Raw genomic sequence first — 12,582 nt, 5'->3', positions numbered from 1 at the left:
GGCCCCTGCTCTGAACGGTCCCCTTTTGAACGGGCCCCCTTTTTGAACGGACCCGCTCTGAACGGACCTCCCTTTGAACGGAGCTCGCTCAGGTTTTGACGGGGAGAGTTACCGTGTAATCCAGTAATCATATTGGAGGTCACGGTGGCCGATCCCCTCGACGCCTACTCCCAGGTCGTGTCTTCCGTGGCCGCCGAGCTGCTGCCCAGGGTGGCCAGCGTGCGGGCCGGGCGGGGCAACGGTTCCGCCGTGGTGTTCACCGGCGACGGGTTCCTGCTGACCAACGCCCACGTGGTCGGCTACTCCAGGACCGGGACCGTCGCGTTCGCCGACGGCGTGTCCGGCGACTTCGAGGTGGTCGGGCGCGACCCCCTGTCCGACCTCGCCGTGATCAGGGCGCGCACCGCCACGCCGCCGCCCGCCGAGCTCGGCGACAGCGACGGGCTGGTGGTCGGCCAGCTCGTGGTGGCCGTGGGCAACCCGCTCGGGCTGACCGGCTCGGTGACGGCCGGCGTGGTGTCCGGGCTGGGGCGGTCGCTGCCCGCGCGCAGCGGCTCCGCCACCCGCCTGATCGAGGACGTCATCCAGACCGACGCCGCGCTCAACCCCGGCAACTCCGGCGGAGCGCTGGCCGACGCGCGGGCGCGGGTGGTCGGCATCAACACCGCCGTGGCCGGGATCGGGGTCGGGTTGGCCGTGCCGATGAACGCCACGACCCGCTCCATCATCGCCGCGCTGATCAGGGACGGCCGGGTCAGGCGGGCGTTCCTCGGCCTGGTGACCTCGCCAGCGCCGCTGCCCGAGCACCTGCGCGAGAGCACCGGGCAGAACGGCGCCCTGCGTGTGGTCGAGGTGGTGGCGGGATCGCCCGCGCACCGGGCCGGGCTGCGCGCCGGCGACCTGGTGCTGAGCGCCGGGCGTACCCCGGTGGGTGACGCGCAGAGCCTGCAGCGGCTGATGTTCGCCGACGCGATCGGACGGCCGCTGCCGATCACCGTGCACCGCAACGGCGCGCTGGTGGACGTGATCGCCGAGCCGGTGGAACTCACCGGCTCGGGCGTGTGATCCGGGCCTACCCGCTCGTCACGGGCACGGAGGCGCGAGCTGCTCCTGAGCCCGGGACGATTCCTGCGCGGAGGACTGTTCCTGGGCGGGGGACTGTTCCTCGGCGGGGGACGTCTGGGCCGGGGACTGTTCCCGCGCGGGGGACGCCGCGGCCTGTTCCTGCCGGGAGGACGCCTGGGCCGGATCCCCGTTCTTGCGCGCCGCGGCCCACGAGCCGTCGCGCCGCGCCAGCAGTTCCTCCAGCAGCGCGTCCCACTTCTTCCCGACGACGTCGGGGTCGTACTTGTGCGCCGTCTCCTGCGCCCGCGCCGCGAGGTCCCGGCGCAACTCCTCGTCCTCGATCACGCGGATGATCGCGGCGGCGAGATTGGCGTTGGTACGGGGCTTGACCAGCAGCCCGTCCACCCCGTTCTTGATCATTTCCTTGGGCCCGTGCGGGCTGTTGAAGCTGACGATGGCCAGCCCCTTCGCCATGGCCTCCAGGATCGTCATGGGGAAGCCCTCGTGCCGCGAGCTGAGCACGAAGATGGACGACTTCTCCAGCTCCCCGCCCACGTCGGTCGTCGGCCCCGGCAGTTCGACCTTGTCCTCGAGCCCCGCCTCGACGACCTGCCTGGCCAGGTTCTCCTCCTGCGGCCCCGCGCCGAAGATGCGCAGCTTCCAGTCGGGATGCGCGGCCGCGACGGTCTCCCAGGCGGTGATCAGCCGGTGGAAGCCCTTGATCCGGGTCATCCGGCCGACCGCGACGGCCACCTTGGCGTCGAGCTTGGACACCTCGCCCGTCATCGGCGGCACGGCGTTGGGGATGCGAATCAGCTTGCGCGGTTTCTTCGGCAGCGTCTCGCGGTAGTCGGCCAGATCGGCCTTGGTGAGGGTGACCAGGGCGTCCAGGCGGCGATATCGCCACTTGATCAGCTCCTGGATGGATTCGGCCTGAGTACGCAACGCCACATGTTCCTGCCCGATCGTGATCACGCCGGGCTGGGCTAATTGGGCGAGCGCGAGGTTGAGCCCCGGGCGGGTGGCCATGAGTACGCCGGTGTCCAGCGAGCGGATGTAACGCGCCAGCTTGAGGTCGGTCCAGAGGTTGAACCTGTGGTACGCCGACTCCTCCTTGGGGATGAGCCGGCTCGGCAGCTTCGACAACATCGCGCGCACCGGGTCGATGCCGGGATCGAGCCGATCGTCCAGGAAACGGAACTTCACCCGGGGATCGATGGGGAAGAACGGCGCCTCCGCCTCCTTCAGCACGCTGACGATCTCCACATCGTGCTCCTCGGCCAGGTAACTGGCCAGGTTGAACACGGTGCGGATGGTGCCCCCCATCCCGTTGGCGTGCAGCAGCAGGATGCGTACCCGCCGGATCGAGGGCGGCGGCGCCTCACGTCTCTTGCGCCGGTTGTACCCCCGATAGAGCCGGACCATCGCCGACTTGCCCTTGCGTGCCAGTGCGCGCACTTAACAGATCCCCTTTTCGCGGAAGAAGGCTCAACACACGTGGCCGGCGGGGAGGGCTCGCCTCACCACCGGCCTCATACCTGTTCGTCGGTGGAGCGCATGTGCTTTCATCCCCTGTGCGCTTACCCCACCTATGATCTTTAGACGCTCTGGGGATACTTAAGGTTGCATGCGCGGCCTGTGCCGATGATCAGGAGTATGCGGGGGATTGTCGGCCAGCAGGTCGAGCGCGACGTCGATCGCCCGTTCCAGCTGCGTGTCCACGCCCCTCGCGTAGTCCTGCGGGGTGATGTCCACCTCGATGTCGGGATCGGTGCCGTAGTTCTCCACCTGCCAGCCGACGTCGTCGAAGGCGAAGGAGAACTCCGGCTGCGTGGTGACCGTCCCGTCGGCCAGCCGGTGGCGCGGCCAGATGCCGATCACGCCGCCCCACGTGCGCCTGCCGACCAGCGGGCCGAGGCCGAGCAGCTTGAAGGTGTGGCTGAAGATGTCGCCGTCCGAGCCCGCCCACTCGTTCGTGACGGCCACGATCGGGCCGCGCGGCGACTCGGGCGGGTACGGCTCCGGATCGCCCCACCGCGGATAGTCGTAGCCCAGCCGCCGCCTGGCCAGCTTCTCCAGCAGCAGCGCCGAGACGTGGCCACCGCCGTTGAAGCGCACGTCCACGATCAGCGCGTGCCGGTCGTACTCGGCCAGGAAGCCCCGGTGGAACTCCCCGAACCCCTCGGCCCCCATGTCGGGCACGTGCAGATAGCCGACCCGGCCGCCGGAGCGCTCGTGGCACCGGGCGCGGTTGAGGTTCACCCAGTCGCGGTAGCGGGCCGGCCGTTCGTCGGCGAGGGCGCGTACCGTGACCGTGAACACCCGTTTCCCGCGCCGCAGCGTCAGCTCCACCTCCTCGCCCGCCTGGTTGACCAGCCGCTCGTTCGGGGTGGCCGCCACCCCGATCGGCGCGCCGTCGATGGCCAGCACGGCGTCACCGGGCCGCACGTCGAGGCCGAGCCGGTTCAGCGGCGAGGTGGCCTTCGGGTCCCACGGGTCGCCGGTCACGAGCGCGCCGATGCGGTAGACGCCGGCGCGATACTGCCAGTCCACGCCCAGCTTGCCCTGCGTGTAGTCGGGTCCCGGCCGGTACTCGCCGCCGCTCTCGAAGGCGTGGCTGGTGGCCAGTTCCCCGTGCAGCTCCCACAGCAGGTCGGAGAACTCACCACGGGTCGTCACCCGGTCCACCAGCGGCCGGTAGCGCTCGTACACGGCCGGCCAGTCCACGCCCGCCATGTCCTCGGTCCAGAAGTTCTCCAGCTGCAGCCGCCACGCCTCGCGGAACATCTGCCGCCACTCCGCCACCGGGCAGACCGACACCTTGACCCGCGACAGGTCGATCCAGCCGCTCTCCCGCCCGGGACTCTCCCCGTCGCCGGGCACCTCGCCCGCCTTGACCACCCGCAGCCGGCTCCCCGCCCGGTACAGCAGCGTCTTGTGGTCGCGGCCGAGCTCGAAGTCGTCCACGTCCTCGGCGAACAGCTCGTTCCGGCCGCCGGCGAAGTCGAACAGGTGCAGCGTGTCGTCCCCTTCGAGCGGGCTGGTCAGGATCAGCGCCTTGCCCTTCAGCCCCGCCACCCGCTCGTAACGGCCCTCGGGCAGCGGGAACGCGGTCACCCTGCGGGCCAGCCCGTCCACGTCCACGCGCAGCGGCTCCGGCTCGCCCTCCTCGTCGTCGTCCTTCGGCTCCTCCAGCGGGCGCGGCCGGGGCACGAACGGGTCCGGCGCGTCCGCGCGCAGCGCCACCGCGTACGGCCGGGTGCCCAGCGGGAAGCCCAGGTCGAACTGGAGCTGGTCGTAGACGGGGGAGAAGACGCGCTGGCCGATGAAGTACAGGTAGCGGCCCTCCGGGTCGAAGGCCGGCATCGAGTCCTTGAGCGCCGGCTCGCTGGCCGGGACCGTGCGGCCGGTCGCCGGATGGTGCAGCTTGATCGCGGTGGACCGGGAGCTCGACGGGCTCGCGTACGCCAGCCACTCGCCGTCGTGCGACCAGGCCGGATCCTCCGGCGGGCCGTGGGGATTGGCCTCCACCAGCTCCGAGCGGCCGGTGGCCAGGTCGAGCACGTGCAGCTCGTCGCGGTGGTTGACGACCGCCACCCGGTCGTGCGCGGGATCGGGGACCAGCTCGTTGACCCGCCCCAGCCGGGCCACCTCCGTGCCCTGGCCGCCCTCGCCGCCCTCCAGGACGACCAGCCGCTCCTCGTCGCCGTCGTCGCTGGCCGCCGCGATCAGCCGGACGCCGTCGTTCAGCCAGGTCAGGAAGCGGTAGCGGACACCGTCGGGACGGCCGTGCTGGCGTACGGGGCCCTCCCAGTCCGCCATCGCGTACGCCTTGCCGCGCGCCGTGATCGCCAGTGCGCTGCCGTCCGGGCTCAGCCTGGCGCTGTCGAGATAGTCGGCGGCCTCGACGAACCTGCGGTTGAGCTGCGTCCTGGAGCTGGCCAGCCGCACCTCCAGCCGCCGCGCCGGCTCGCCCGGCTCCAGCAGGAACAGCTCCGCGCCCGCGTGATAGACCAGGCGCTGCCCGTCGCCGGACAGGTTCCTGGCGTAGTAGTCGTCGTGATGGGTGAGCCGGCGCAGGTCTCCTCCGCCGGGGTCGCAGGAGTAGACGTTGCCGACGCCCTCGTGGTCGGAGATGAAGCACACCCGGCCGCCGCTCCAGCAGGGCGAGGCCAGGTTGCCCGGCAGCCTGATCAGCCGCCTGAACTCGCCGTCGCCGCGCGGGTCGATCCACAGGTCCCCGACCGTTCCACCCCGGTAGCGCTTCCAGCGGGCCGGGTCCGCGGTGTTGCGGCCGAGCACGATCATGCCAGCGGGTCCGTACGCGATCGAGTTCGCCGGTCCGTACGGCAGCCGCTCCGGCACCCCGCCCGGCGTCACCCGGTGCAGCCACTTGCGGCCCTCGAACGGCTGCGACTGGTCGCTGGCGTACAGGATGCGGCCTTCCGGGTCCCAGCCGGTCACCGTGCAGCGGGCGCCGTGGAACGTCAGCCGGCGGGCCGCGCCGCCGCCGGACGGCATCACGTACACCTCTTCAGGGCCTTCCTCGCGCCCCACGAACGCGAGCTGGTCGCCGCGCGGCGAGATGCGCGGATAGCCGGCCTCGGCCAGCCCCGCGGTCAGCCGGAAGGCCCGCCCGCCCAGGGCGGAGACCATCCACAGATCGTCCTCGGCGGCGAAGACCACCACGTCCTGGAAGACGGCCGGGAAGCGCAGGTAAGCCGACATGGAGCAGCTCCACGGTCGATCGGACGGCCGGGCCGCCGGCCACAGCCGTCCGATCAGGTCACCGGTCGGGCAGCCTCAGCGGGCTGCCCGGATGGTCACTCTTCGCCGGACGGCTTCTGGCTGTCCCGCTTCGTCTCCTTGGCCTGCCGGCTGGTCTTGATGGCCTGCTTCTTCGACTTGCCGGACTTGGAAGCGGGTTTCTTCTTCGTGTCAGCCATGGAATTCTCCCCCCGAATGGACGAGATGCCCCGTATTGGTGCACCACGGCCGTTAATACCCATCAAACGACGAAACCCGACATACCACCTTTCCGGCTCCCGAATAAGCGCCCCAGCGCGGCCTCACCCGCCCGACTCTTCACCCGTCCGACTCCGCGCACGGTCGACTCCGCGCACGGTCGACTCCGCGCAGGGTCGACTCCGCACGGTCGACTCCGCGTACGGCCGGATGGAGCCTCGAGCCGGAGATGTCTCGGGTCGGGGATCAGAGCAGGCGCAACTGCTCCGGCTCGGGTGTGGTCGCCGGGCGGCGGGACGGGGCGCGGCGGGCCGTCGCCGGGGTGCCCCGGCCGACCCCGTGGCGTTCGGCCAGCTCTCTGACCAGGCCCGTCACCCGCTGCTGGTAGGACTTGGGCGCGTAGGAGCCCCGCCCGTACAGCTCCAGATAGCGCGGCACCAGGCGCGGGTGCTCGCGCGAGAGCCAGCTCAGCCACCACTCCCTGGCCCCTGGACGCAGGTGCAGCACTATCGGGGCGATGTGGGTGGCGCCCGCCTCGGCGATCTCCTTGACCGTGCGGTCGAGCTGGGCGGGGGAGTCGGTCAGGTAGGGGAGGATCGGGGCCATCAGGACGCCGCAGGCGATGCCGTTGTCGTTGAGCGACGCGCACGTCTCCAGGCGGCGGCGCGGGTTGGGGGTGCCGGGCTCGACGGCGCGCCACATCTCCGGGTCCACGAAGCCGACCGAGACGTCGGCGCTGACGTCGGTCACGTCCGCGGCCTCGGTGAGCAGGTCGAGGTCGCGCAGGATCAGCGTGCCCTTGGTGAGGATGGAGAACGGGTTGGCGGCGTCGCGCAGCGCGGCCAGGATGCCGCGCATCAGCCGGTAGCGCCCCTCGGCGCGCTGGTAGCAGTCGACGTTGGTGCCCATGGCCACGTGGTGACCGCCCCAGCGCGGCGAGGTCAGCTCCTTGCGGGCCAGCTCGGCGGCGTTGACCTTGACCACGATCTTGGAGTCGAAGTCCGCTCCGGAATCCAAATCTAGATATTCATGCGTTTTTCGGGCAAAACAGTAAATGCACTTATGTGAGCAGCCGCGGTACGGGTTGATCGTGTACTCGAACGGGACCCGGCTGGCCTCGGGAACGCGGTTGATGATGGATCTGGCCCGGATCTCGTAGAAGGTCATCCCGGCGAAATCGGGTGTGTCGAACGTTCGGGTCACCGCGCCGCGGGCGAAGAGCGGCGCGGCCGGATCGTCCCGGCCGGACCCGGCCAGGCGCAGGTTGTCCCAGCGCATGCCATGATTAGAACAAAGGTTCGAGCATGATCGCAAACCGAAAAGAGGTGGCAATTACTGGGTCAGGCGGGGGCTAATGATCTTCAGGGTTGGGCAGAAAGACGCCACAGAGCTTGCGTTCCGGAGGTGCACCCATGGCCTGGTCGCAGGACGAGGAGCGAATGCTGGCCCAGATCGAGCAGCACCTCGTCGATGACGATCCCCGACTCGTCGCCCGGCTCGAGTCGTTCAACGAGCGGGTTCGTCGCAGCGAGGAGAGGTCGAAGGGGCAGCCGGGGCCGAGGCACCGGCCGCGCCGCTCGACGGTCATCATCGTCGTCAGCTGGTTGCTCATCGCCACGCTGGTCGCAACGCTGCTGGTCATGGTTCTCAGCCACGAGGCCGCCACGGCCCTGGCCTTGGCAGTCTCCTTCTGAACGCGGTACCGCCGGCGACGGCTTGAGAGCGGCCGGCCCGACGTACCCGAAGATCGTATCCGCGCGGTGAGCCGCGGCCCCAAACAGGTCCGCCACACCGGAAGCACTCCGGCCGCTGCCGATCACCGTGCACCGCAACGGCGCGCTGGTGGACGTCATCCCCGAGCCGATGGAAGTCACCGGCTCGGGTGGGTGATCCGGGCTTACCCGCTCGTCACGGGCGTTCGGGAAGGTTGTCGCGGTCGTTCGGGCATCAGATCGTGCCCTGCCGGATCCCCGCCGCGATGAGGTCGAGCATGTCGTCGACGCCGCGCTGGGACGCCTTCTCGTCGGCCGGTCCCGGCCAGGAGACGAACTCGTAGGTGAGGTCCACCCCGCCGGGGGCGTCGGACAGGGTCACGGTGACCAGCTCCCGCGGCTCCTGGAAGCGCAGGACCACCCGGTGCGGCGGGTCCACGTCGGCGTAGACGAAGCCGAAGGGGATCTCCGCGCCGTCCACGTCCGAGATCATGACCGCGTCGAGCCGCCCGCCCGGCCGGGCGTCGACCCGCATCCGGTCGGCGGGCGTGTGATAGCCGGGCACGACGAACCACTGTTCGAGCTTGCCCGGCTCGACGAAGGCCGCGAAGACCCGCTCGGCGCCGGCGCGCAGACGGCGCCGCACGGTGAACCCGCCGCCCGCCTCTCGTTGGGGTGTCTCAGGCATATGGCCGTGCTCCTTTCCAACCGGCTCCGCTCGCGATGGTGGCGCTCGGCCCGGCGTCGTTCGGCGTGGCTCCGGTTGGGGTGGCGCTCGGCCCGGCTTCCTGCGGGATGGTCGCGTTCGGCCCGGCTTCGCTCGGGGTGGTCACGCGCCGGGGTTGCGGAAGGTGAGGACGATGACGCCGGAGCCGAGCGTGCGGGTCGCGGTCAGTTCGAGCTTCTTGGTGAGGCCCTGGTGGAGGAGGAGATCGTCCGCGTCGCCGATCCCGGCCAGGTGGGGGTGCACCCACAGGTGGAGCTCGTCGAGCAGGTCCGCCCGCAGCAGGGCCTTGGCCACCGGGCCGTAGCCGTGCATCAGGATCGACCCGCCCTCCTCGGCGCGCAGCGCCCGGACCGCCTCGATCAGGTCTCCGCCGAGCACGCTGGTGTTGTGCCAGGCCGGCTCGCCGAGGGTGGTGGAGGCGACGTACTTCGGGATGGCGTTGATCGCGTCCGCGTACTTGTCGTCCCGTTCCGGCCAGGCGCCGGCGTACACCTCGTAGGTCTTGCGGCCCATCAGCATCGCGTCCGCGGCCTGGAGCTGCTCCAGCGCCAGCGCGCCCGACTCGTCGTCGACGTAGTCGAAGTGCCACTTGTCCATGTGGTTGACCACGCCGTCCAGGCTGACGAACGTGGAGCTGCTGATCGTTCCCATGCGGGTTCCTGTCTTGACATCGCGTCGAACCGACGCGGTTGCATGAAGGCGACATTCATCGGCGGGCCGGCCCGATCCGTGGCCGGGGGCATCAGCCCGTCCGAAGGCGAATCTGAGACGCCCGATCGTCCGAAGGGGCCGCGATCCTTCCCTGTCGGGATGCGGCCAGGCCGGGCTGTCCACCGGCCGCCTTCGCGGCACCCGTGGCAACCCGGGCGATGGCGTCGGGCGCGTGGAGCAGGCAGGTGAGGGGGAGCGGGGACCGTGGTCAGCGCTTCTTGGCGGTGAACGTCAGGTGGGTGACGCCGCTGGGCGTGGAGACCGCCTCGATGTGGTACGCCTCCTCCAGCGCCTCCAGGCCGTCCCAGAGCCGGACGCCGCGTCCGAGCAGGATCGGGACCTGGACGAGGTGCATCTGATCGACCAGCCCTTCGGCGACGAAGTCGCGGATGACGGAGGGGCCGCCGCCGAGGCGTACGTCCTGGCCGCCGGCCGCCTCCAGGGCGATCTTGAGCGCCTCGGCGGGCGGGGCGTCGAGGAAGTGGAACGTGGTGCCGCCGGCCATCTCGACGGAGGGCCGCGGCCGGTGGGTGAGCACGAAGACCGGCGTGTGGAAGGGCGGGTTCGGCCCCCACGCGCCCTTGTAGCCGGGATCGTCCTGCCAGCCGGGCGGGCCGAACTTGCCGGCGCCCATGATCTCGGCTCCGATGCCGGAGCTGTGCATCGTGGCGAACGCGTTGTCGGCGCCGACGCTCCCGCGCCGGACGCCGCCCATCTCGTGCCAGTAACGGGTGGCGAACATCCAGTCGTGGATGCGCTCGCCGGCGTGGCCGAACGCGGCGTCGGCGGACTGGCCCTCGCCGGTGCCGAAGCCGTCCAGCGAGATGGCGAAGTTGTGGACGCGGAGCTCACCCATGATCTTTCCCTTCTCCGTGCTCAGGACGTTCCGGCTCGGCCGTGAATCCGTCCAGGGCAGCGCGACATGTGGCACGAACGTGCCGTTTCCTTCTCCGAGGGAAACTGTTTCCCTCGGACACTGTGTATAGTAGATACAGTTATTCGGGGATGGCAAGAGGGAGTGTGGCGATGCCGGTGAACGAGGATCGGAAAGCGGTGGCCGAGCTGCTGTGGGGGTTGCGGAAACCGTCCAGCAGGGGCCCCAGGGCCGCCTTCGACCTGGATCAGGTGGCGGACACGGCGGTCAAGGTGGCCGACGCCGAGGGTCTGGAGGCGGTCTCCATGCAGCGCATCGCGGCCGAACTCGGTTTCACCAAGATGGCGCTGTACCGCTACGTCAAGGACAAGGCCGAACTCATCGCCGTCATGATCGAGGCGGCCGTCGGAGAGGCGCCCGAGCTGGGCGGGGTGACCGGGTGGCGGGCCAAGCTGGAGGAGTACGCGCGCGAGCTCTCCGCCGCCTGGCGGCTGCATCCCTGGCTGCCGTCCATCACCGCGGGCGACCGGGTGATGGGCCCGCGCGAGACCGCCTGGCCGGAGAGCGCCCTCGGTGCCCTGGCCGGCACCCCGCTGACCGAACGCGAACGCCTTGAGGCGATCATGCTGGTGTCCAACCACATCCGGGCCACCCACGCGGCCGCCACCCCCGGCACCCAGATCTGGACGGCGGGCGAGGCCGGCCCGGTCATGCGCGACCTGCTGCTCCGTAATGCCGACCGGTTCCCGCTGCTGGCCACCACTCAGGCCGTCCCCTCGCCTGCCACCACCCGGGAGTTCGGCCTGAACGCCATCCTCGACGGACTCGAACACGCCATCGCGCAACGCACCCCGGAGCACTGACCGGCCTGGCCGCCCTGATCGAGACGTCGTGCCGGCGGCGGGAGGGGCACCTCGCGGGAGGCTCGCACCCGCCGTACGGAAGATAAAGTGCCGAAGATGATCGAACGAGACATCCCGGTGGGCGCCGGACGCACGCTGCACGTCTACGACAGCGGGGAGAGCGGACGGCTGCCCGTCGTGTGGCACCACGGCACGCCGAACCTGGGCGCGCCGCCGGAGCCGCTCTTCGCCGCGGCCGACCGGCTCGGCCTGCGCTGGGTGTCCTTCGACCGGCCGGGGTACGGCGGCTCCGGCCCCGACCCCGGCCGCACCGTGGCCTCGGTCGCCCGCGACACGGCGGCGGTCGCGGACGCCCTCGGCCTCGGCCGGTTCGCCGTGGCCGGGTACTCAGGCGGCGGGACCTACGCGCTGGGATGTGCCGCTTGGCTGGGCGGGCGCGTCCAGGCGGTGCTGAGCCTGGCCGGCATCGCCCCGTACGGCGTGGAAGGGCTCGACTGGTTCGCGGGGATGGTCCCGTCCGGAGTGGCCGCGCTGGGCACGGCGGCGGCGGGCCGGGAGGTGCGCACGGCGCTGGCGACGTCCGGGTTCCGCTACGACTGCGAGTTCACCGAGGCGGACCTGGCGTTGTTCGAGGGGCCGTGGGGATGGCTGGGGAAGGTCTCGGAGCCCGCCCTCGACGCCGGACCGTACGGCCAGATCGACGACGACGTCTCCTACACCCACGCCTGGGGCTGCGACCCCGCCGTCATCGAGGCCCCGACGCTCCTCCTGCACGGCACCGAGGACCGCATCATCCCCGCCTCTCACGGGAAGTGGCTGGCGGCCCACTGCCCGAGCGCCGAACTGCGCCTCTGCGCGGGCGACAGCCACTTCACCATCGTCACCCACGCCGAATCCGGCCTGGACTGGCTCCGCCACCGGCTCTGACACCCGCCGGCGTGGTCACTGAAGCGCATCGGGGCCATTCCGCACCGGCCCGCGGATGCGCCATCATGATCACGTGCTTGATCACTACCGCGCCCTCTTCAGACGGTACCCGTGGCTCGCGGACAGCGCCTGCTGGACGGTGGTGCAGCCCTTCGACGACGAGCTGACGCCGGACGACCTCCTGTGGCGGCTGAACGGAGGCCGCGACCCGGAGGAACGCACCCTGGACCACCCCATGGAGACGGCCCTGGACGAGGACCTCACCATGCTCTACGTCTTCGAGGGCGACGGCGGGTACGGGTTCCTCGAGTGCCAGTACGGCCGCCCCCTGTCCGGCGAGCTCCTCCGCACGCTCAGCGAGGACGCTCGCGTGTGGACCACGTCATGGTCGGTCAACGGGGCCTCGACGATGTGTTGCGCGGGCGGCGGCAAGATCCAGGCGCAGATCTGGAACCACGTCCTCGGCGACCGGATCGACGAAGAGGGCGCGCCGGACGTCCTCGCGGACTTCCGCGCCATGCTCGACGACCTCGACCCCGAGGACTTCGACGGCAGACGCGCCACGGCGCTCGCCTTCATCGAGGCGGCCACCGGGGTCGGCATCGAGATCGACCGGTTGGACGGCGAGCAGACGACGGTGATCGTCCTCGACGATCCGGTCAACTGACCGCGCCATGCCCGGCTGAGGGGATGCCGGGCCCGTTTCGATAGCGTGATCTGGAGCCCCCACCGAAGGGG

General features: G+C 70.7%; 12 protein-coding genes. 5 read left to right on the top strand and 7 right to left on the bottom strand.

Annotated features, from left to right (window positions below; translation table 11 throughout):
- The first annotated feature begins 144 nt into the window (after window positions 1-144).
- Window positions 145-1,065, top strand: a complete 921-nt coding sequence (locus tag B0I32_RS50140; protein ID WP_106251952.1) for a S1C family serine protease — start codon at window positions 145-147, stop codon at window positions 1,063-1,065.
- 18 nt (window positions 1,066-1,083) lie between these two features.
- Here B0I32_RS50140 and B0I32_RS50135 read toward each other — a convergent pair whose 3' ends face one another.
- The 4 genes from B0I32_RS50135 to B0I32_RS50125 all read right to left on the bottom strand — a co-directional run bounded on the left by B0I32_RS50135 (window position 1,084) and on the right by B0I32_RS50125 (window position 7,308).
- Window positions 1,084-2,523 carry a glycosyltransferase family 4 protein gene (locus tag B0I32_RS50135; protein ID WP_245956646.1) on the bottom strand — a complete coding sequence of 480 codons (1,440 nt, stop codon included), beginning with the start codon at window positions 2,521-2,523 and terminating at the stop codon, window positions 1,084-1,086.
- Window positions 2,524-2,682: 159 nt separating this feature from the next.
- A complete protein-coding gene (locus B0I32_RS50130) occupies window positions 2,683-5,793 on the bottom strand; it encodes a S41 family peptidase (protein WP_106251884.1) in 3,111 nt (1,036 codons plus the stop codon).
- 95 nt (window positions 5,794-5,888) lie between these two features.
- On the bottom strand, window positions 5,889-6,011 hold the full coding sequence (locus tag B0I32_RS61225; RefSeq protein ID WP_281262673.1) for a hypothetical protein: 123 nt from the start codon (window positions 6,009-6,011) through the stop codon (window positions 5,889-5,891).
- 265 nt (window positions 6,012-6,276) lie between these two features.
- Window positions 6,277-7,308, bottom strand: coding sequence for an Rv2578c family radical SAM protein (locus B0I32_RS50125; RefSeq protein WP_106251883.1), 1,032 nt, complete (start codon window positions 7,306-7,308; stop codon window positions 6,277-6,279).
- A gap of 134 nt (window positions 7,309-7,442) precedes the next feature.
- Between B0I32_RS50125 and B0I32_RS50120 the strand changes: the two genes are divergently transcribed.
- Window positions 7,443-7,724, top strand: coding sequence for a DUF3040 domain-containing protein (locus B0I32_RS50120; RefSeq protein WP_106251881.1), 282 nt, complete (start codon window positions 7,443-7,445; stop codon window positions 7,722-7,724).
- 253 nt (window positions 7,725-7,977) lie between these two features.
- Here the strand turns inward: B0I32_RS50120 and B0I32_RS50115 are convergent, their stop codons facing one another.
- The 3 genes from B0I32_RS50115 to B0I32_RS50105 all read right to left on the bottom strand — a co-directional run bounded on the left by B0I32_RS50115 (window position 7,978) and on the right by B0I32_RS50105 (window position 10,036).
- Window positions 7,978-8,430, bottom strand: a complete 453-nt coding sequence (locus tag B0I32_RS50115; protein ID WP_106251880.1) for an SRPBCC family protein — start codon at window positions 8,428-8,430, stop codon at window positions 7,978-7,980.
- Window positions 8,431-8,571: 141 nt separating this feature from the next.
- Window positions 8,572-9,120, bottom strand: coding sequence for a dihydrofolate reductase family protein (locus tag B0I32_RS50110; RefSeq protein WP_106251878.1), 549 nt, complete (start codon window positions 9,118-9,120; stop codon window positions 8,572-8,574).
- Window positions 9,121-9,388: 268 nt separating this feature from the next.
- Window positions 9,389-10,036, bottom strand: a complete 648-nt coding sequence (locus B0I32_RS50105) for a dihydrofolate reductase family protein (protein ID WP_106251876.1) — start codon at window positions 10,034-10,036, stop codon at window positions 9,389-9,391.
- Between the two features lie 170 nt (window positions 10,037-10,206).
- On the opposite strand from B0I32_RS50105, the gene B0I32_RS50100 reads away from it, so the two are divergent.
- The 3 genes from B0I32_RS50100 (at window position 10,207) to B0I32_RS50090 (ending at window position 12,511) form a co-directional block, all read left to right on the top strand.
- Window positions 10,207-10,917: a TetR/AcrR family transcriptional regulator gene (locus B0I32_RS50100; RefSeq protein WP_106251875.1), complete on the top strand. Its 711-nt coding sequence runs from the start codon at window positions 10,207-10,209 to the stop codon at window positions 10,915-10,917.
- A gap of 96 nt (window positions 10,918-11,013) precedes the next feature.
- A complete protein-coding gene (locus B0I32_RS50095) occupies window positions 11,014-11,844 on the top strand; it encodes an alpha/beta fold hydrolase (RefSeq protein WP_106251950.1) in 831 nt (276 codons plus the stop codon).
- Window positions 11,845-11,917: 73 nt separating this feature from the next.
- Window positions 11,918-12,511 carry a hypothetical protein gene (locus tag B0I32_RS50090; RefSeq protein ID WP_106251873.1) on the top strand — a complete coding sequence of 198 codons (594 nt, stop codon included), beginning with the start codon at window positions 11,918-11,920 and terminating at the stop codon, window positions 12,509-12,511.
- Window positions 12,512-12,582: the final 71 nt, after the last annotated feature.

It is taken from the genome of Nonomuraea fuscirosea (genome assembly GCF_003001935.1).
Lineage (GTDB): Bacteria > Actinomycetota > Actinomycetes > Streptosporangiales > Streptosporangiaceae > Nonomuraea > Nonomuraea fuscirosea.
The sequence above is the reverse complement of the archived record's forward strand: the minus strand, read 5'-3'. Positions and strand labels throughout refer to the sequence as shown.

Coding starts and splice junctions, on each gene's coding strand:
- B0I32_RS50120 (WP_106251881.1), top strand. CDS start 7,443: ATGGCCTGGTCGCAGGACGAGGAGCGAATGCTGGCCCAGATCGAGCAG.
- B0I32_RS50100 (WP_106251875.1), top strand. CDS start 10,207: ATGCCGGTGAACGAGGATCGGAAAGCGGTGGCCGAGCTGCTGTGGGGG.
- B0I32_RS50110 (WP_106251878.1), bottom strand. CDS start 9,120: ATGGGAACGATCAGCAGCTCCACGTTCGTCAGCCTGGACGGCGTGGTC.
- B0I32_RS61225 (WP_281262673.1), bottom strand. CDS start 6,011: ATGGCTGACACGAAGAAGAAACCCGCTTCCAAGTCCGGCAAGTCGAAG.
- B0I32_RS50095 (WP_106251950.1), top strand. CDS start 11,014: ATGATCGAACGAGACATCCCGGTGGGCGCCGGACGCACGCTGCACGTC.
- B0I32_RS50130 (WP_106251884.1), bottom strand. CDS start 5,793: ATGTCGGCTTACCTGCGCTTCCCGGCCGTCTTCCAGGACGTGGTGGTC.
- B0I32_RS50125 (WP_106251883.1), bottom strand. CDS start 7,308: ATGCGCTGGGACAACCTGCGCCTGGCCGGGTCCGGCCGGGACGATCCG.
- B0I32_RS50115 (WP_106251880.1), bottom strand. CDS start 8,430: ATGCCTGAGACACCCCAACGAGAGGCGGGCGGCGGGTTCACCGTGCGG.
- B0I32_RS50105 (WP_106251876.1), bottom strand. CDS start 10,036: ATGGGTGAGCTCCGCGTCCACAACTTCGCCATCTCGCTGGACGGCTTC.